Origin of the sequence: Arcicella sp. LKC2W (assembly GCF_034931005.1) — a bacterium.
In the GTDB taxonomy this organism is placed as follows: domain Bacteria; phylum Bacteroidota; class Bacteroidia; order Cytophagales; family Spirosomataceae; genus Arcicella.
The window spans coordinates 25,737-45,974 of the sequence record NZ_JAYGIN010000029.1 but is presented as its reverse complement, the minus strand read 5'-3'; the positions used below and the strand labels follow the sequence as shown (position 1 = coordinate 45,974).

The 20,238-nt window shown below is 36.7% G+C and carries 19 protein-coding genes; 10 read left to right on the top strand and 9 right to left on the bottom strand.

What is annotated here, in order from left to right:
• Positions 1-76: 76 nt before the first annotated feature.
• Together VB796_RS20710 and VB796_RS20705 are read right to left on the bottom strand one after the other, a co-directional pair.
• A complete protein-coding gene (locus tag VB796_RS20710) occupies positions 77-442 on the bottom strand; it encodes a nuclear transport factor 2 family protein (RefSeq protein ID WP_323348492.1) in 366 nt (121 codons plus the stop codon).
• Positions 443-706: 264 nt separating this feature from the next.
• Positions 707-2,329, bottom strand: a complete 1,623-nt coding sequence (locus tag VB796_RS20705; protein WP_323348491.1) for a carboxylesterase/lipase family protein — start codon at positions 2,327-2,329, stop codon at positions 707-709.
• Positions 2,330-3,064: 735 nt separating this feature from the next.
• Between VB796_RS20705 and VB796_RS20700 the strand changes: the two genes are divergently transcribed.
• The 4 genes from VB796_RS20700 to VB796_RS20685 all read left to right on the top strand — a co-directional run bounded on the left by VB796_RS20700 (position 3,065) and on the right by VB796_RS20685 (position 7,838).
• The gene (locus VB796_RS20700) at positions 3,065-3,190 is read left to right on the top strand and encodes a hypothetical protein (protein ID WP_323348490.1); all 126 of its coding nucleotides are present in this window, start codon (positions 3,065-3,067) and stop codon (positions 3,188-3,190) included.
• Between the two features lie 445 nt (positions 3,191-3,635).
• A complete protein-coding gene (locus VB796_RS20695) occupies positions 3,636-5,828 on the top strand; it encodes a peptidase domain-containing ABC transporter (RefSeq protein WP_323348489.1) in 2,193 nt (730 codons plus the stop codon).
• 152 nt (positions 5,829-5,980) lie between these two features.
• Positions 5,981-7,270 (top strand): HlyD family secretion protein, encoded by a 1,290-nt coding sequence (locus tag VB796_RS20690; protein ID WP_323348488.1) that lies wholly within the window; start codon positions 5,981-5,983, stop codon positions 7,268-7,270.
• Positions 7,271-7,274: 4 nt separating this feature from the next.
• On the top strand, positions 7,275-7,838 hold the full coding sequence (locus tag VB796_RS20685) for a Crp/Fnr family transcriptional regulator (RefSeq protein WP_323348487.1): 564 nt from the start codon (positions 7,275-7,277) through the stop codon (positions 7,836-7,838).
• Positions 7,839-7,900: 62 nt separating this feature from the next.
• Here VB796_RS20685 and VB796_RS20680 read toward each other — a convergent pair whose 3' ends face one another.
• On the bottom strand, positions 7,901-8,164 hold the full coding sequence (locus tag VB796_RS20680) for a hypothetical protein (protein WP_323348486.1): 264 nt from the start codon (positions 8,162-8,164) through the stop codon (positions 7,901-7,903).
• A 211-nt stretch (positions 8,165-8,375) separates the two neighbouring features.
• Here VB796_RS20680 and VB796_RS20675 point away from each other — a divergent pair, with 211 nt between their 5' ends.
• Complete coding sequence (locus VB796_RS20675) at positions 8,376-9,812, top strand: TolC family protein (RefSeq protein WP_323348485.1); 1,437 nt, start codon at positions 8,376-8,378, stop codon at positions 9,810-9,812.
• Between the two features lie 133 nt (positions 9,813-9,945).
• On the opposite strand, the gene VB796_RS20670 is transcribed toward VB796_RS20675, so the two are convergent.
• The 6 genes from VB796_RS20670 to VB796_RS20645 form a co-directional block, all read right to left on the bottom strand.
• Positions 9,946-10,434, bottom strand: a complete 489-nt coding sequence (locus VB796_RS20670) for a DUF1905 domain-containing protein (RefSeq protein ID WP_323348484.1) — start codon at positions 10,432-10,434, stop codon at positions 9,946-9,948.
• A 140-nt stretch (positions 10,435-10,574) separates the two neighbouring features.
• On the bottom strand, positions 10,575-11,435 hold the full coding sequence (locus VB796_RS20665) for an alpha/beta hydrolase (RefSeq protein WP_323348483.1): 861 nt from the start codon (positions 11,433-11,435) through the stop codon (positions 10,575-10,577).
• A gap of 30 nt (positions 11,436-11,465) precedes the next feature.
• Positions 11,466-12,323: a 3-hydroxyacyl-CoA dehydrogenase family protein gene (locus VB796_RS20660; protein WP_323348482.1), complete on the bottom strand. Its 858-nt coding sequence runs from the start codon at positions 12,321-12,323 to the stop codon at positions 11,466-11,468.
• 90 nt (positions 12,324-12,413) lie between these two features.
• Positions 12,414-13,496 carry a bile acid:sodium symporter family protein gene (locus tag VB796_RS20655; protein ID WP_323348481.1) on the bottom strand — a complete coding sequence of 361 codons (1,083 nt, stop codon included), beginning with the start codon at positions 13,494-13,496 and terminating at the stop codon, positions 12,414-12,416.
• Between the two features lie 48 nt (positions 13,497-13,544).
• Positions 13,545-14,309, bottom strand: a complete 765-nt coding sequence (locus tag VB796_RS20650) for an IclR family transcriptional regulator (RefSeq protein WP_323348480.1) — start codon at positions 14,307-14,309, stop codon at positions 13,545-13,547.
• A gap of 95 nt (positions 14,310-14,404) precedes the next feature.
• On the bottom strand, positions 14,405-14,821 hold the full coding sequence (locus VB796_RS20645; protein ID WP_323348479.1) for a VOC family protein: 417 nt from the start codon (positions 14,819-14,821) through the stop codon (positions 14,405-14,407).
• 113 nt (positions 14,822-14,934) lie between these two features.
• On the opposite strand from VB796_RS20645, the gene VB796_RS20640 reads away from it, so the two are divergent.
• The 5 genes from VB796_RS20640 (at position 14,935) to VB796_RS20620 (ending at position 20,028) form a co-directional block, all read left to right on the top strand.
• Positions 14,935-15,777 (top strand): FAS1-like dehydratase domain-containing protein, encoded by an 843-nt coding sequence (locus tag VB796_RS20640; RefSeq protein ID WP_323348478.1) that lies wholly within the window; start codon positions 14,935-14,937, stop codon positions 15,775-15,777.
• A gap of 6 nt (positions 15,778-15,783) precedes the next feature.
• Positions 15,784-16,992: a CoA transferase gene (locus tag VB796_RS20635; RefSeq protein ID WP_323348477.1), complete on the top strand. Its 1,209-nt coding sequence runs from the start codon at positions 15,784-15,786 to the stop codon at positions 16,990-16,992.
• A 161-nt stretch (positions 16,993-17,153) separates the two neighbouring features.
• Positions 17,154-18,368, top strand: a complete 1,215-nt coding sequence (pcaF, locus tag VB796_RS20630) for a 3-oxoadipyl-CoA thiolase (protein ID WP_323348476.1) — start codon at positions 17,154-17,156, stop codon at positions 18,366-18,368.
• Positions 18,369-18,374: 6 nt separating this feature from the next.
• A complete protein-coding gene (locus VB796_RS20625; protein WP_323348475.1) occupies positions 18,375-19,187 on the top strand; it encodes an SDR family oxidoreductase in 813 nt (270 codons plus the stop codon).
• Positions 19,188-19,284: 97 nt separating this feature from the next.
• Positions 19,285-20,028, top strand: coding sequence for a hypothetical protein (locus VB796_RS20620; protein ID WP_323348474.1), 744 nt, complete (start codon positions 19,285-19,287; stop codon positions 20,026-20,028).
• The last annotated feature ends 210 nt before the right edge of the window (positions 20,029-20,238 follow it).

Here is a 20,238-nt window from a genome sequence, read left to right as displayed (position 1 = left end):
ATTTATATGACTTTTTTAAGTAAATATAAGGGAATATTCCTATGAATTAAATTGTACTATTGTCGATTTGAAATTACTATTTCTTAATTTGGTGCGTATCACGTACACTACTAAAAGATAAAGCTAACATTTTCCATTCTTTTTTCTGCTTTTGATAAACCTCAGTTACCGTAAATTCGGTTTTAACTTCTGTTCCTCTAACCATCGCAATTAAGGTAATTCTGTTCCAAACGATTGCTGTTTCGCCCGATATTTCAATGGCAGTATCATGCACTTGTGCTTCTTTGTACCAAATATTTCCTGTTTTGATGATTTCGAGTTCTTCGGCTTTTTTCCATGTGCCACTCATGTGAAGGAATTTAGCTTTATCGTCAAACAATTTTTCGAGTTTATCTACGTCCTTATCAGCCATCCATTGCCATTTATCTTTGGAAATTTGCAAAACAGTTGACTCATCTTCGGAAGATTGACCAAAAGAAAAAGTTGTTCCTAAAAGGAAAATGCAATAATTAAATGTTTAGCTTTCATTTTTGTAAACTGTTTTTTTATTTACGGAGCTATAAACTATTTGTTGCAGACAAGATTCGACCACAGATAATACAGATTATTCTTGATTTTATCAGACCGTGCGTCCCAGTGAAAATCTGTTAAATCTGTATTATCTGTGGTCTGATTTTATCTTGCGACAAACTCTTTATTCCGTTTTTTAAATTCCTCTCGACTGAATTTTACCTCTATTTTTCATCGCTTTTTCAATAACATCTAATCTTGCTTTGCGAGGGTCGGGTTTGGGTACTACTTTACCGTCTAATTCTACATCAAGCATATCTTGGTTTTTGTTGTTGTAAAGTGACCAATTGGGTAGCCCTTCTCCGTTTGGATTACCTGTTTTAGCAAAATTTGTCCAATAAATATTCATGTTTTTTGCCAATTCTTTTTCCTGTGCGGTAGGTTCGGCAGGAGGCCCCCAACGAGCATTTAAGGTATTGAACACAAACGAAACTTCTGAACCATGACCAGCACCATAAGGAGAACGTTGTTGAGCATTGGTAGGCACATAACCAAACTGATACACATAAGCAGGGGCTTGTTTGGCAAGGAAAACTCTCGCCGTCATACGTGCAGGCTCGCCCCAAACCCAGTCTGTATTAAATTTTGCAATAACCTCATTAAAGGTTTTGCTACCATCGGCATCATAAGCGGCTTTTGCTTCGGCTTCTAAGTCTCCAAACGAAGCAAATAATTCTTCTTTGGTTTTGGCATTACTTACAAAAGCTCCACCGATTTCGGCACTACAATTTCCTATCATCAAGGGCATTTTGGGTTGACGACCCGCCATATAAGCACTTTCGGCAGTTTCTACTACTAATTTTCCATCAAGAATTGGCCCCGAATAAGTACGTGGCCCGTTAGTCCCGTCGGTTTCTTGACCGCTATCGACTATTTGCTCAACTTTCAAGGCTCTTAATTTTGCTAATGCAGTTGCATCTGTGCCTTCAATTCCTTGTTTTTTGGCAAAATTCATTCCGATGGTTTCTGCCGAAACGGTATAAAAAACATCAGCATTTTCTTTGTTTATCGGTCTGCCTGTAAGTACACCGTCTCTTCCACCGCCTGACTCACTTATTAATTTATGAAAAAGACCTTTGGCAGCAGGAATTGTCAAGAGAGAATGTACTGATACGCCACCTGCCGAAAATCCAAAAATGGTTACATTTTTGGGGTCACCACCAAAAGCAGCAATATTTTTCTGAATCCATTGAAGAGCTGCAATTTGATCCATATAACCATAATTTCCCTTTAATTCATTTGGAAATTCAGCGTTTAAAGCTGGATGAGAAAAATAACCTAAACGTCCCAAACGGTAATTAATGTTCACTAAAATCACCCCATTTTTGGTAAATTCATGACCAAAGTTTTGTGGACTTGAACCACTTCCACCTGTAAATCCACCACCATGAATCCAAACCATTACAGGCAATTTTGATTTTGGGGTATAGTTTGCGGGTGTCCAAAGGTTAAGATAAAGACAATCTTCTGATGAACCTTCGGCAATTGTTCCAGGTTTTGCTCCCCAACCTGCTTGAGCACAGTTGGCTCCAAACTTGGAAACATCTAATTCTCCTTCCCAATTTTTTACGGGTTGTGGTGGTCGCCAACGAAATTCTCCGACAGGGGGAGCGGCAAAAGGAATACCTTTAAAAATGGCTACATCACCTTCGGTAGTTCCTCTAACAACACCATTGGCTGTTTTTACTTTGGGAGCATTGGTCTGAGCAATGGAAGAAAAGTTAAATGCGATTAAGAATCCTAAGATTATTTTTTTCATGATTGAATAGTAATTTATGCTACAAAGGTCTCATCAATTTTCAACACGGATGGTATAAAAATTACTGCATTTTCTACCATTTTTACTGATTGCCATTTCTCTGTAAAAAAATAAATTTATTATTTAAGTTCTTGAGAGATAATGTATTAGATGAATGAAGGAGATTGCCAAAATAGATAATATCAACAATTATAATCTTGCACCCTTTGGTTGAGTGTGATTGATTTTTCGAAGGTAGTCCCGAGAGATTGGGGAGGAGATACATGGTTTAATTTTTCATGCTGATTTTTTGTCAGGAACTTCCCTCGGTAAAAGTATTTCTAATTATTAATTCTTTGAATATCAATCAAATGGGTATTTAATTGGACGGGGTTATTTAAAGTATTCCAACGGTATATTTTAACCGCAATACTCATCTCAATATTCCGATGAAATCGAGCAGGTTCTAACGATTTATATTAGAATGATTCATCCGAAAAAATTGAGTAGTTGTGGATAGGCTCTCTGTTTTTTCATGGTTGTTATTGATAAAGGATAATTGTGAAAAATATCACAATTTGTTCAATAAAAATAAAGCAAGTATCCGAGAATTTACACCACTACTTAATTCAACAATTCGTCAAAAAATAAAGAGATATAATAAGTTGTTCCAATATAAGGATTGCCGATGGTGGTTCGATATACTCCCCCGCCAAGATTTTTTCCTCCCACTTTTATGATTGACTTAATTGGAAGATGAAATTTCATCAAATGCTCCAATTAATGGCAGAAATTCGGAGCATTATTGAGATGGAAAGACCATTAGGGCTGTTTATTATTTTGGGTTCGCCTTCGCCTACTTTGATAAAAAAGTACGGATAGAAGGAAATATTGCGGTAACATCATTGAAAACATTTTTGCAGGATATTTTAGAATATCACCGCAAATGTTGGTTTCCTGACAACGATATTAGGATGGTGCATACTTCTGATTTAACGTAATTTGAACTATTTATCAAACATGAGAGTGCTTCATGTTTAAAGCCATTAACCATTCGTGGTACAATTTTTGCTTGAAAATAGGCATATAATTAACCCATAATAATCCATTCAAACCCGTTATTTCAGCAATAGACTTCCTGCGAAAGTGTTTTAAGTCGTAAAACAACATCTTTTCGGCTACAAATAGCGAAAATTTTTCAACCGTAGCTCTGCTATGCTTTCAAAATTTCCGCTATTTTCACTCGAAAATATACCATTTTTCAATCATAAAACACTTTCGCAGGAAGTCTAATAGTTCAATAACAGTTTGAATAGTTTTTTAATTTATGCCAAGTTTCCCTTTTTTTAAGCAATTCGATACAATGGATTGCGGGCCTACCTGTTTACGAATGATAGCCAAGCATTTTGGTAAAAATTATTCGTTACAAACTTTGCGTGAAAAAAGCGGAATTAATAAAGAAGGTGTGTCGATGGCTGGTATCGGAATGGCTGCCGAATATATTGGTTTTCGTACCTTAGTTGCCAAAGTTTCCTTTGAAAAAATCGTTTCAGATGCTCCATTGCCCTTTATTGCTCACTGGAAACAAAACCATTTTGTAGTGGTTCATGCCATCAAAAAGGATAAAGTTTTTGTGGCAGACCCAGGTGTTGGTTTGGTAGAATATTCAATAAAAGACTTTAAAACCAACTGGGTAAGTAGTCAAAATAGTACCAACGAACAAACGGGTATTGTGATGTTGTTTGAAACTACGCCAAAGTTTTTTCTTAACGACGAAGACAAACAAGACGCTGGACTATCTTTTAGGTATATTTTCAATTATCTTTTTACCTACAAAAGTCTTCTCATTCAAATTGCGTGGGGTTTATTAATGGGCGGGGCTTTACAACTAATTCTGCCGTTTCTTACCCAATCTATCATCGATATTGGTATCAATACCCGAAATATCGGCTTCATTAATCTAATTCTTATTGGGCAGTTTGTACTTTATTTTGGTCGGTCGGTTGTAGAATTTATTCGAGGCTGGATTTTCCTGCATATAGGGTCAAGAATTAACATTTCTATCCTTTCCGATTTCTTCATTAAGTTGCTTCGTCTGCCGATTTCGTATTTTGACACCAAATTTCAAGGAGATTTACTCCAACGTATTGGCGACCACGAAAAAATAGAAAGTTTTCTGACCAATACCGTCATTAGCACTATTTATGGGCTTTTCAATTTTATCATTTTTAGTATTGTTTTGAGCATTTTCAGCGGCAAAATATTCTTGATGTTTTTGGCAGGAAGTATATTGTATGTCCTTTGGATTTGGCTTTTTCTGAATCAAAGGAAAATTCTCAACAACCGAAGTTTTGAAATAGCCGCTAAAAGCCAAACGGCTACTTTACAGATAATTGATGGTATTCAAGAAATAAAACTGACCAATAGCGAGCAACAAAAACGTTGGGATTGGGAAAATATTCAAGCCTCCTTATTTAGGCTTAATATGAAGGGTTTGGGGCTTTCTCAGATTCAAAGTGCTGGGGCGTTGTTTATCAATGAAGGCAAAAATATTTTTATTACCTACCTCACGGCTCGTGCAGTGATTGAGGGCGAAATGACTCTTGGTATGATGCTTTCGGTAGGATATATTTTGGGAATGTTGAATGGGCCAATCGAACAATTTATTCATTTTATCCAAGATTATCAGGATGCCAAATTGAGCCTCGAACGCCTCAATGATATTCATAAAGTGGAAGACGAAGAACCTGTTGGCAAACAACGTTCGGTGCAACTTTCTGCCAATAAAACGCTGGCATTCACCAGTGTATCGTTCAAATATCCAGGCACGAGCCGAAATATTTTAGACAATATTGACTTTGTAATTCCGCAAGGAAAAACCACTGCCATCGTGGGGTCAAGTGGTAGTGGAAAAACGACGATTTTAAAATTATTACTTAAATTCTATCAACCAAGTCAAGGACAAATTATTGCGGGAAATAACTTTTTGAGTGGTATCAATCATAATTTTTGGCGAAGTAGATGCGGTGCGGTGCTTCAAGATGGCTTTGTTTTTTCGGATACTATTGCCCGAAATATTGCCGTTGGCGAGGATTTCGTAGAACCAAACCGTCTCAATCATGCGGCTCATGTTGCCAATATTGCTGAATTTATTGAGGGTTTACCTTTGGGCTATAATACTAAAATTGGAGCAGAAGGTAATGGGCTAAGTCAAGGACAGAAACAGCGTTTACTGATTGCCAGAGCCGTTTATAAAGACCCAGACTATATCTTTTTCGATGAAGCTACCAATGCTTTGGATGCCAATAATGAGAAAGTGATTATGGAAAACTTGACCGAGTTTTTTAAAGGTAAAACCGTTATCGTTGTTGCTCATAGATTGAGTACGGTAAAAAATGCCGACCAAATTGTGGTTTTGGAACAAGGAAAAATTGTAGAAAAAGGAACACACGAGCAACTTACCAACTTACGAGGATATTATTACGCCTTAGTAAAAAATCAGTTAGAATTAGGAAATTGATTTTTGAGTAGGACAGGTTTCCAACCTGTCAGTAAAGTCTATTTGACAGGTTGGAAACCTGTCCTACTCAAAAATCATCCGCTGACAGGTTAGAAACCTGTCCTACCCCAAACAAATATGACAGGTCGGAAACCTGTCCTACCCCAACCATTATGGAACAAAAAATATATAAAGAACTTCGCAGCGATTCGGTGCAGGAAATAATGAATTACCAACCCACTTGGCTCATTAGGTATGGTACAGCATTGTTCACTATTTTCTTTTTATTGATGTTTGGAGGCACATTTTTCATTAGCTATCCTGACATCGTGAAGGGAACGTTAAAACTGACTTCTTACAATATGCCAAAAGCAGTTGTGACAAAAACATCGGGGAAAGTCATAAAATTATTCGTAAAAGAAAACACTTTTGTAGAACCAAATAATGTTTTGGCGTATTTAGAATCTACCGCCAATCACCAAGAAGTTTTAGAACTTTCAGCCCAATTATCAGTTATAGAAAAAGAGGTTTCTGAAGGGCGTTATGCCAAACTGAATGCTTTACAAAAAGGAAATTTTATGAATCTTGGGGAGCTTCAACCTGATTTTCAGCAATTTCAATCTTCTTTAATTCAATTGCAAACAATGCTTTCTTCTGGTTTTGGAAACCAAAAAAAGAATATTATCGTAAATGAGTTAGAAAACTCAAAATACTCCGCCTCTAAACTTAATGAACAAAGACAAATCTACCAAAGAGATTATATACTTGCTGAAAAAGACTTTGCGACCCAACAACGATTGGCTCGTCAGGGTATTATTTCGGCTAATGAATTATCAAAAGAAGAAAGTCGAATGTTAGGTAAACAATTGGCTTTAAAGCAAATAGAATCTCAAATTATCAGTAATCAAGCAGAACAAAGTAGCAAATCAAAGGAATTGCTGGAGTTGGATAAGAATCTTTTTGAACAAAAAAAGTATTCTTTTGAAGGTTTGAAAACACTCATTAGTGCTGTCGATAAATGGAAAAATACCTATATTTTAACAGCACCGTCGGCGGGATATGTCTTATTTCAAAGCAATATTCAAGAAAATCAAGTTGTATCGGCTAATCAAGAAATATTTTATGTTGGCAATCAACAAAATAATTTACCGATTGGGCAAATTCAGATTGCCCAAGATAATTTAGGAAAAGTAAAAGCGGGACAAAAAGTAATTATCAAATTCAATAGTTACCCATCAGAAGAATTCGGAACGGTGGATGGAATTGTAGAATTTATCTCCCAAATTCCCGAAAAAGATAATAGTTATTTGGTTACGGTAAAACTACCAAATGGATTAATCACAACCTATCATAAAAAATTGAGTTTCAGAAATGGAATGTTGGCGAGTGCAGATGTTATCACCGAAGACAAATCATTGGCAGCCAAGATTTTGTATCAATTTAGGAAAGCTCTTCAAAGATAAATATATGAACGATTCATTTAACATATTTAAGGAATATGAAACTCTAAATCCATGTATTCAGCATAAGATATTGTCAAAACTACAAGTTTTACAATTTGCAAAACATGACCATATTCTGAAGAAAGGAGAAATTTGCAAAGGTATTTTTCTGATTGAAAAAGGTTGTTGCCGAACTTATCTTGAAAATGGCGGAAAAGAAATAACAACCAATTTTAGGATTGAGCAAAACATCATTAGTAGTGCTTATAGTTACTTAACACAAATGCCTTCAGAAGAGTGTATTCAAACATTGGAAGATACAACGTGTTATTTTTTCTCCCATAAAAATATTCATTTACTTTTAGATGAATATGTGGAATTTAACATTTTTGTCAGAAAAATATATGAAACTTTATTAATGAATGAAATAAACTTACTTAACTCCATTAGGTCAATGAGTGCTTTGGAACGCTACGAACAGTTCATGGAAAAAACGCCTCAAATATTGCAAAGAGTTCCTTTGGGGCATTTGGCTTCTTTTTTGGGCATGAGCCAAGAAACGCTGAGCCGTATGAGGGGAAAAGTTTAGACAGATTTAATAGAAAAAGCCTTGAATTTCAAGGCTTTTTCTATTGTTATATCGTAGGCAAATTATTTGCAACCGCCCAATGAAAAGTTTAATGAGAATGAAAAGCCTGTATTACAAGTTGTTGGCTTTGGAGCTGTTGTAGGATATACAGTTGTGTTGCATGATGGCTTTGGAGCAGTATAACACGGTGCTGGTTTTGGTGCTGGCTGACAAGCAACTGGTTTTGGAGCACAAAGACTTAATAATGATAAAAGTCCGAAAGTACCACCTTTTACTTCTTCTGTACTTGTGATTTCAAGAGCTGCAAAATTGTTTAATGATTTCATTTTATTGATATTTTAAGGGTTAAATCTATGCCATTTTGTACCATAGAATATTAGAGTTACTATACAAATGTAAGAATTTGAACTTGGGATACACAAGCCCTTAAATGCTTTTTGATATATGTCAAAAAGAAAAAAAAAGCCTTTAAATGGTACGATTTTTGGTGTAAAATAGTAAAATTAACCCACTTCAATAAATAGTATTAGACGTTTTATGGTCAGAATATCCGTGTTCGTTTTATTGTTACTCACAATACAAGGTTTTTCGCAGACAATAAAACCACTCACCTTGCAGGAATGTATTAGTAAAGCCCTTGCCAATAATCTACAAGCACGACAAATTCAGTTTCAAATTCAAGAAAATGAAAACCGAATAGTATCCTCAAAATTCAGTCAGTATCCCAATGTCAATGGTTCGTTATCCCAAAATTTTGCTTCGGGCAGAGTTATCGACCCTTTTACGAATGTTATCATCAATCAAAATACTAATTATCAAAATTTAGGTATCAATTCATCCATCGTGGTTTTTGAAGGAGGAGTTTTACGTAATAATATTCGCTTGAATGAATTGGAAGTGAAGTCGAGTCAACATGAATTAAATGCCACCAAAGAAAGCATCAAACTAAAAGTGATTGAAGCATTTTTTCAAGTATTAAATGCCCAAGAACAATTGGCAATCACCAAGAAGATTTTTGAAAGCTCAACTTTTCAGCTCACTCGTATCGAAACGTTATTGAAGGAAGGAATGGCTTCAAAGGCGGTACTGTTGGATATTCAAGCCCAAATTGCGGGAGAAGAATTGAACGTATCAACTGCCGAAAGTGCTTTTGAATATTCAAAAATTGTGCTTTTACAGGCAATGAATGAAAATAAAACAACCATCGAAATTGATGCAAAAGGCATAACTCAATCAACGACAGAACCTTATAACTTTTCTGTCAATGCCATTATGCAAAGTGCAGTCGGGACTCAATCGATGGTGGATGTTGCTAAAACGAAGGTAGAAATGGCTGAAATTGGGATTGATTTGGCGGAAGCCAGCAATAAACCAAGTGTTAGTGCTAATCTGAATATGGGAACGAATTATTCGAGTGCCGCCCCAAACCAACAATTCGTTTCTGATGGGAAACCGTCAAAATTTATTGAATCCAAATCAAATGATTATGTTTTATCAAACGGACAAAAACAAAATATTGTCAAACAAATTGAAGTACCCAGTGGCGATTTTCAAAAATTAGGTTACACCAATCAATTAGGTTATAATTTTAGTACCATAGTTGGTTTCAATGTTAGAGTACCAATTTTCAATGCTTTTGATTCAAAAATAAAGGTTCAGCAAGCTAATTTATCCAAACTAAAAGCTCAGAATGAACTAAATATTACGCAAATTCAAGTCAAAAATACGGTAGCATTGGCCTATCGAAATATGCAAACGGCTTATTTAAAATTAGGTTTAATCAACAAACAATTAGTTGCTCTTGAAGTAGCTTTTGACCTGACCAAGAAAAAATTTGAAGAAGGAAATTTGAGTTCTTTAGAATATACGCTTGCTAAAAACAATATTGATAAAGTGCGTGTGAGTGTAGTACAAGCCAAATATGAGTATATCTTCAGAACAAAGGTTTTAGATTTTTATGCAGATAAAATTTGAAATATTTAATTTTCAAGGACTCATAATTCGTTTTAGTTCCCCGTCCGACTGCCGTCTGACTCCGTGTAAAGTTCAACTCAGTCAGACGATAGTCAGACGGGGTAGCTCGACCAGACGATAAGATTCTATCTAATCAAGAATTGACATAATTGCGAAAGTTTAAACAGGTTCTTAGTTTATCAATGTGGTTTATGATTAGTTTAATCTGTTTTTCTTCATTTTTTTGAAGCATTATACTGTCTAAAATATCGTTTTTCTCTATTTCGTTTAGTTTATTAAACACTTCTAAAACATTTGATTCTTTAAAGGTTTCTAAAATCTGCATTTTAGTTATTTTCTCTTTATTTGATAAAAGATAAAGGGTAACATTAACAATATCGCCCTCTTTTTTATTGATTGCTTTTCGTATTTCACCATTTATCGAAAGCATTTTATCTTCTCCATTTATTGGGGCAAGGTTTCTTGCTTCAATTTTAAAGCTATCTATGAAGCCCGAAACCTTAATATCACCCCATTTCCCTTCAATATTTTTTGAATTTGGAATGCGTAAATGGTATGTCCAAGCACCTTTTCCTTTTTGGTACTTTAATTCAAGTTTTTCGTCTTTGATGATGTATTCCATTCGTTACAGGATTATCTGAATTAAAGCATTCTATAAAGTGGTGTGAAATATTACATTTCCTATTCACCAAAATTGACAAAGAGCATAATTCGTATATTATACACTCCAGAATGAGAAATCTAAAAATATGCTACCTTTTATTAATTCTTTAAAAATGGCAAAATACTTGCCCATGTCGCCGCAAAATTGTCATTATGGCATCCATGCCCTGTATTTGGAATGATACTGATTTGATGATTAGGAATGTACCTTGCCGCACTAACTACACGCTCCACAGGGTTTCCGCCATCTTTATCACCAGCCATTACTAAAACAGGACATTTTATGGTACTCAATAAATCTTTGCTTACTGTAACATTATTGTAGCAATTGGCTACTTGCGTAAATAAATCTTCTACTCTATTGGGTTCGGGCATCAATTTTAGTTGTTGCTCCCAAAAAGGTTTATCCATTTCCATTGCCATTTTTGCCGTGAACTTAAATACTCTTAGTCCTGGGCGAACTTCACCAGCACCAATGACAATCATTTTCTTCACTCGTTCTGGATACATTGCTCCTAATCTGTAAGCCGAATATCCTCCATCGCTAAAACCAAGGACAATAACGCTGTCTTTGGTAACAGCATTGATAACCGTCATAGCATCGGTAGCTCTTTGCTCAAGCGTAAGCGGTTCTGTTCCTAATTCTGATTTACCATGTCCACGAGTAGAAATCGCAATTACTTGAAATTTTGGTTTCAATTGGTCAATGAAATCCGCAAATTCAACGGTTGAGCCAAATAATCCGCCGTGTAACAACACAATCGGTTGACCTTTACCATACACCTCATAATAGATTTTGGCATCTTTTGCTTGCATATAATGCCCTGCTTTGGGATTATTCCCATAAGGAATTTTGTTCACCACATTAGCAGGCTGGAACGCTCTTCTTAGTGTTTGTTGTGCCTGAATATCAGCACAAATGAGTAGTATAAATAGTGCTGTAATAACTTTTGAAATCATCTCTATAAATGGTTAATTGTGTCTTAGTATCTATTCGTAATCATAAAATCCTTTTCCTACCTTTTTCCCCCATTCTCCTTTGGTGTATTTTTCAACAACCGTTGGCGAAGGTCTATCGGATGCGTCGCCAGATTCGCTGTATTTTTCCATGCCTACATGATAAGCTAAATCTATTCCTGTTAAGTCCAATAAAGAAAAAGGTCCCATCGGATAGCCCAAACCGTTTTTAGCTGCAATGTCTATGTCTTCAAAACTTGCTACGCCCATATCTAATAATTTCAAGGCTTCTTGTCTGGTGGCTTGCAAGAGACGATTCACTAAAAAACCATAGATTTCTTTATGCAACAATACGGGTGTTTTATTCATTTTTGTTGCCGCATTCATGACCGCCTCAGCCGTTTCGTCCGAAACGTGCGAACCTTTTACGACTTCTACACATTTCATCACCAAAGCAGGATTGAAAAAGTGCATATTGCACACTTTGTCAGGTCGATTAGTAGCATCGGCAATTTTAGAACTTACGATGTAAGAACTGTTAGTAGCCAAAATGGTATGAGCAGGACAAAGTTTATCTAACTCAGCGAAGAGCTTTCTTTTTACGTCCAATTTCTCAATAATGGCTTCAATTACAAGGTCTACATCAGAAACAGCCTCTTCAATATTAGCAGTAAAACCGATGTTTGTTTCTGCTTGTTTGGCAGCTTCCTCACTTAACTTTCCTTTAGCTACTCGTTCTTTTAGATAGTTATCAGCAAACGAAATCGCTTTTTCCAAAATATCAGGATTAGAATCCGTACATTTTACACTGAATCCCGATAAAGCGGCACACATTGCAATCTGATGCCCCATGTTACCTGCTCCAATAACGGCTATTTTTTGTATTTCCATGTTTTTATGAGTGATAAGTTATAAGTGATGAGTGAAAAAGTGATGACTAAAATTTGGATTGAAAAATTATCCCATTCAAATACTCATCACTTATCGTTCATCACTACTTTTGTTTCTCCACCAATTAGCCAACAATGAACCCGAAATGGTCATCCACGGCACCGAGATAGCTGAAGCCAAACCAACCGTGGCGATTTTACCCATTTGTAAGGCAATGCCCGATGCGAGTCCTCCATTTTGCATTCCTACTTCTAAGGAAATCGTGCGACATGATTTTTCGTCAAGTCCCATCAATCTACCACTCCAATAACCTAATAAATAGCCAATTGAGTGATGAATCATCGACGATAAAAATAGCAAAGGACCAATTGCCAACAGAGAATCTCTACCCGAAGAAACAATTACAATCAACATCATTAACACGCCTGTCATAGAAATAATAGGCATAACAGTTTGTAGCCATTTTACGCCATTTCTAATCAATTTATTGATAATTAGTCCTAATGCGATTGGCACAAGAATAATTTCAACTACGTGAATCATCATTTTCAAGAAATCAATTTCAACGTATTGACCTGCCAATATTTTCATCAAAAATGGGGTCATAATGGGGGCAGCTAAGGTTGAAATTGCCGCAATGGTAACCGATAAAGGCATATTTGCCTTGGCAATAAAAGCAAGTACATTAGACGTTACCCCACTTGGCACAGAGCCAATCAAAATAACTCCTGCCGCAATTTCGGGGGGAAAACCAAAGCTTCTTGCCAACACAACCGCTACTAATGGCATGATGGTAAAATGACTCACCAGTCCAATAATAACAGCTTTTGGTGTTTTGACAACCCCTTCAAAATCTTTCAAACTCATTTCAGTTCCCATCGAAAACATAATCAACTGAATGAGTGGAACAATGAGACTCGTAAACTTAAACTCCCCTATTTGCTGGAAATATTGAGGGTAATACATTCCCAAAGCAACCGCAGCGAATACCCAAATCGTGAAAGCCATTTGCTTAACCATTGGAATACTACGCCCACCTATTGCCAAACATATCAACGAGCCAATAACAAAAGGAGCTGTTGCCATTAAGCCACTTCCCCAAATCAACATTCCTATTGCTAAAATTCCCAAAACAGCGGAACTTAGGAGTAAGAATTTATATAGTTTATTCATAATAATGTGAAATGTTGATTGTATCAAATGGGGATACTGGCTCAAACTCTATGAAACAGTATGCCCAATTGCTAATTTTCGACTTAGATTTAATACGCTATCTTTCAATAAATCTTCAACTTGTTCTTGCGTAAATTGCATAAATCCATCAATACGGGCCAACATTGGAACGGTCATGGCGGCGACGGCATTACCATTCATATCCAAAATGGGAAACGAAATGGCATGAAGGCCCGCATACTGATTACTCATGATGGAAGCGAATCCTTTTATCGCAACTTCTTTTAAGGTATTTCTAAAAACTTCAATTTCAGCTTCTGATTGGCTTGGAAGGCTTTCTTTAATCCTGATTTCTTTGATAACAGGGTCTTGAAAAGCCAATAAAACTAAACCAGATGCCGATGGAGCAACCTCAATTTCAGAACCCACACGAGTCATAAACCCAAGTCCATTTGGAGGTTGAATAGCCGCTACAACTGTTTGAACGCCATTGTTATACACCCTCAAATCGCAAGGAAAAGAGACTAATCTCGAAAGTCCTTCCATAATCGGAAGTGCTTCTGTTAACAAGCGATAAGTAGGTGGATGAAAATGAGATAACTGAAATAACTTAGATGTAATGGTATAAGTATTAGCATAATTGGCAACATAATTTCGCTGTACCAAACAGTTAAGCATTCGATAGATTTCACTCAAATTTCGCCCTAACTTACTGGCAATTTCTTGTTGTGTCAATCCATTTTCACTCTGACACAATACTTCTAAAATATCAAGTCCTTTCTCTAAGGCTGGAGCTGAATAAGAATTTTCCATTTACGATTGATTCGATTTACGATTGATTTGATGTAAAATTACAGTTATGAAGTATTAAAAATCGTAATTCGTAAATCTAAAATCGTAAATCATAATCACATTCCTATCTGATGCACCTCAATGATATTTCCATCTGGGTCATGGAAAAATACCTGATACCAGCCTTTCAAAGCCCATTTTCCATAGTCGGCATAAGGTATATTTAGTTCTTCTAATCTCTTTTTAAAGCCTTCAATATCATCCGTTCTAAAACAGTAATGCCCTTTTTGCATCGGATTTATCGGCATATTCTGGCGGAATCCCGTATTGTGGTCTTTAATAGCAATATGAAATTCAACCTGTCCGTCTGTTAAAAACTCTACTTGTCCTTCGTAGCGATTTACAGTATCCGTACTTGTAAATCCATGCTCCTCATCTTGGATTTGTGTTAGTTCAAAAACTGTCTTGTAAAAATTTGATAATCTTGGCACGTCCTCTGTGCAAAAATTCGTATGATGGTACTTTAAGTTCATAATATGTAAAAGTTAACAACATTAAAATGTTATGCAAATATGAAATTATATTTTCATATATAAAAATATAATAATACTTTTGTTAGAAATTATATCAGTAAACATATTTATATATGCAAGATTACCTTTCAGCATCTCCCATAAAATCGAAGGAACTATGCAGCTTGACTATGGTTCGCCGTGTAGCTGCCATGTTAGATTTAGAAACACAATCATTTGCTGAGGGCGATATTCTTCCGAAGGGTTGGCATTTTTTTATGTTGGCTGGCGAAACCCGTAAATCTGAATTACGTAAAGATGGATTCCCTGGCTTGGGTGTTCAGATACCTGATTTGGGTCTTCCAAGATTACTTTTGGGGGGTAGAACCGTAGCTTATCATGGGGAAATTGTGATTGGTTCGGTAATAGAAAAAAGTAGTTTTATTAAAAGCATTACCGAAAAGACGACGAAAAACGGACAAATGGCAATTGTTACCCTTCAACACGAATTGCGTTCGGTTGAAGTCGATACGCCTGCTATTGTGGAAACGCAAACGTATATTTTACTGGAAGAGCAAAAAGGGAAAAATAATGTTATTGCAGAACCTACTGAAAATCAGCTTCCGATTAGCAGTAATCAGAAACAATACGTGCCTGATGAAACACTTATATTTCAATATTCAGCTTTAGGATTCAATTCTCATAAAATTCATTTAGATAGAAACTATGCTCAACAAGTAGAAGGTTTACCAGATTTGGTCGTGAATGGAGGACTATCAACCGTGCTTTTAACCGAATTTATAAGAGTTGATTTGGGACTAAAATTGACCGATATAAAAGTAAGACATATTGCCCCGCTTTACTGCAATAACCCTTTGACAGTGACTGCTGAACAAAGCAAAAATGCGTGGCAACTAAAGATTTATGATGATAAAAATAACATAGCAGTGGAAATGGAAGCTACTATAAAAGAATAAAAAACTATGTTTGAACCATTAAAAAATATCAAAATTCTTGATCTTACTTCTGTAGTAGTTGGCCCTGTAGCTACGTGGCGACTGGGACAATACGGAGCGGAAATCATCAAAGTAGAAAATCCTTCAGGCGATTTGATGCGTGGTTTGGGTGGAATGTCACCGACTGGACAGCACTCTGGAGCGTACTTACACCTAAACAGAGGAAAGAAAAACATTTGTCTTGACCTAAAAAAAGAAGGTGGAAAGGACATTATCCAAAAATTAGTAGCATGGGCTGACGTGATTGTCGCCAATATGCGACCCGACGCTCTGGAGCGTTTGGGTTTAGGAAGCCAAACGATTCGAGCAAAATATCCCGAAAAAATTTACTGTCTCATTACAGGCTACGGAACAGATGGGCCTTACTCGGGACTACCCACTTACGACAGCGTTTTGCAGGGTGCTTCGGGTATGGCTGGACTTGCTTTGGCACGTGATGGCAAACCCGCTTACGTACCCATGTTAATTTGCGACCACGTAGTTGGCGAAATTACAGCTGGTGTAGTAATGGCCGCTTTGATGCAAAAACAGAATACAGGCATTGGTGCAAGCCTTGAAATACCGATGTTTGAAACAATGGCATCCTTTGTTTTGCAAGAACATTTGGCTCAACAAAGTTTTGAACCACCTATTGGAGTTGCGGGCGACCTTCGCTTATTGAGTCCTCATAATCAACCTGTTAAAACCAAAGACAGCTACATTTCTTTTACTATCAATACCGATGTTCAGGTAAAAGCCTTTTTGAAAATCACTGATAGGGCACAACTTCTAAACGATGAAAGATTTCAGACCGTAGCAAGTAGAGCAAAGTATGTTTCGGAATGGTTCGAAATTCGTGGAGCAGCATTAAATAGCAAAACAACCGAAGAATGGCTTAAAATATTCCGCAAAGTTGATTTGCCAGCCATGCCTTGCCATACCCTTGAAACCCTGACACAAGACCCACACTTGAAAGCAGTTGAACTTATCAATTTTGAAAACCATCCCACAGAAGGTAAAACAGCGGTGATTCGTTCAACGATTCAAGTAGATGGCGTATATCCTTCTGCTCGTTCTTCAGCTGCTCCTTGCGGTTGGGATACGAAAGCGATTCTCCATGATTTAGGCTATTCTGATGAGGAAATGGAAAGTCTGATAAATGAGAATGCTACTTTTCAATTTACAGTATCTAAATAATTTATGCCACCAAGACACTAAGTCACAAATGGTTTTTTCAACACGGGTTCTTCAGATACCATTCCGCCTAATTTTGCTCATTTCTGCTTAAAACAAATTGGATTTGAGTCTTTGTGGCTAATTAATTACAACAAAATAATCTTATCAATACATTGAAACCAATGAAACAATCCTATATTATCGATGCCATCCGAACGCCCATTGGTAGTTTGGGTGGTGGTTTATCGAATATGCGTGCCGATGATTTGGCAGCTTTACCGATTCAAGAACTTATCAAAAGAAATCCTAATTTACCCTTAGAATTAATCGACGATGTGATTTTGGGTTGCCATAACCAAGCAGGAGAAGACAACCGAAACGTGGCTCGTATGGCATTGCTATTGGCAGGATTACCGTACTCTGTTCCAGGCGAAACCGTCAATCGTTTATGTTCGTCGGGGATGTCGGCCGTTATTCATGCCAACCGAGCCATCAAAGCAGATGATGGTGATATTTTTATTGCAGGAGGCATGGAACACATGACTCGTGGACCGATGGTAATGAGTAAATCTTCCAAACCTTTTGGGGGCGATGTTCAACTATTCGATTCAAGTTTTGGGTGGCGATTCATTAATCTCAAGTTACACAAAATGTACGGCACAGATGCCATGGGAATAACGGCAGAAAACTTGGCAGAAATGTATAAAATTAGCCGTGAAGACCAAGATTTATTTGCCTTTCGTTCGCAACAAAAAGCCTTTGTAGCACAACAAAACGGAGTATTAGCCAAAGAAATTGTGAAGGTAGAAATGGCTGATAAAAAAGGGAATATCACTGTTTTTGATAAAGATGAATTTATCAAAGGAAATACTTCGCTTGAAATTTTATCTAAATTAAAACCCATTTTCAAAAAAGAAAACGGCACAGTAACCGCAGGAAATGCTTCTGGACTCAACGATGGAGCTGCCGCCATGCTGATTGCTTCAGAGGAAGCAATCAATAACTATCACTTTAGCCCCAAAGCAAGAATTGTAGCTTCGGCAGTGGTAGGTGTCGAGCCAAAAATTATGGGCATTGGGCCTGTCGGAGCAAGCCAAAAAGCTTTGAAAAAAGCAGGTTTGACCCTCGACCAAATAGATATTTTTGAATTTAACGAAGCTTTTGCTGCACAGTGTTTGGCTGTTACTCGCAATTTGGGTATTGCCGATGACGATGCAAGAGTGAACCCGAACGGAGGAGCAATTGCGATGGGGCATCCGCTCGGAATGTCGGGAACTCGAATTATTCAAGCTGCTGTAAATGAGTTAATTCGTTCAAAGAAAAAGTATGCCCTCGCCTCTATGTGCGTTGGCGTAGGAATGGGTTATGCCGTAATTATTGAAAATGTTACCCTTTAGAAAGATATGAAAAATAGAGCATCCGAAGAAAATTCCAAATATCAGCTTTTACAACTCGAAAACAAAGTTTGTATCATCACAGGTGCAGCGTCTTTACGCAGTATCGGTTATGGAACGGCAGAACTTTTTGCGGCTCATGGAGCAAAATTAGTGATTTTAGATTTGGCAATGGACGACCAAATAGCCAGTCAATTAACGAATCATATTGAAACACAAGTTGGCAAAAAAATAGAAATTATCTGTATTCAATGTGACATTAGAAATGCAGCGGATTGCGATAATGCCATCGAAAAAAGTGTAGCTTATTTTGGCACGATTGACTGCTTAGTGAACTGTGCGGGCATTGTAAAATCAGAAGGAATGCTGTCGATTACTGAACAAGATTATGATTTAATCATGGACGTAAATCTAAAAGGTACTTTTAATATTTGTAAAAGTGTCCTGAAAGTTTTTGCTGAAAAACAAGCGGGTGTTATTGTCAATTTGGCTTCTTTGGCGGGTCAGCGTGGGGGCGGATTAGTCGGTGGCTCTCATTATGCCGCTTCAAAAGGTGGCGTAATTAGTTTAACTCGTTCAATCGCCAGAGAATTTGCTCCGATGAATATTCGTGCCAACGTCATTTGTCCTGCTATGATAGAAACACCTATGTTAGACGGACTGACCGATGAACAATTGGATAACGTAGTAGCAGGAATTCCGTTAAGACGTGTTGGAAAAACCTCCGAATTGGCAGGGGCTTGTCTTTTCTTAGCATCTGACCTTTCGGGTTTTGTAACAGGAGCGACTATTGATGTGAATGGAGGAATCCATATTCATTAAGCGATGAAAAGAATCTATTTTTTATGGCTTTTAGTTCGGCAAAAGTCTACTTTAACTAATTGAAATCTAATATTTAAAACAATCAAATAAAATTCAAATGAAAAAACTTCTTGTATTCACTCTAATTTGTCTGTTATCAATAAAAAGTTTTAGTCAAAACTTAAAACTTGGCAAGCAAACATTTGAGTTGCACAATGTAACTGGAGAAATTGTCAAATTTAAAGGCGATAAGGTTCTGAAAATTGAACGTGATTTAAAAGCTCTTCCGTTTGATGAGAAAAAATTAGAAACCACGGTTGATGACCGTCATTATGCCCGATTTTTAGACATTGATGATTTTGAAAACGGCACTATCGAAGTAAAAATGTATAGCCAAATTCAAGACCCATCGCCATATCCACCAGCGGCAGGTTTTATTGGTTTATATTATCGAATTTCAGCAGATGATTCGGCTTGGGAATCTATTTATTTACGTCCAAAAGTTGGAAGAATCAATAACCAAATGGCAAGAAACCACGCAGTACAATACTTTTCATATCCCGATTTCAAGTTTCAAACTTTGAGAGACAAATTCCCCGCAGGTTCGTTTGAAGGTTCAGCCCCTGTGATGCTGAATGAGTGGATTACGATGCGATTGGAAATTAATGGCGAAACCGCAGAAATGTTTATCAACGATATGAAATACTCTTCATTTATCGTCAATAAAATGTTGGGCAAAAACAAAAAAGGCTACGTCGGGCTGTATGTAGATATTGCAACAACTGGTTATTTCAAAGATTTGAAAGTAACGAAAAAAGCCCTAAAAGTGAAGAAAGAAGGAGAAAAAGTAGGTGATATTTAAGGGAAATGAAATGTTTAATTTGCTGAAAATCAATAAGTTAATTTAATTTTATCATCAAAGAACGACTAATTCCAAATCCAAAAAATAGTGAAGTCTTAGTCAAAATCAAGGTATTTCGATTGAATCACTCGGAATTAATGACCAGAAAAGTCTCTTTTCCGAAAGTGAAATTTACAAGAATTTTGGTCAATGAATGTGTAAGTAGTTGAG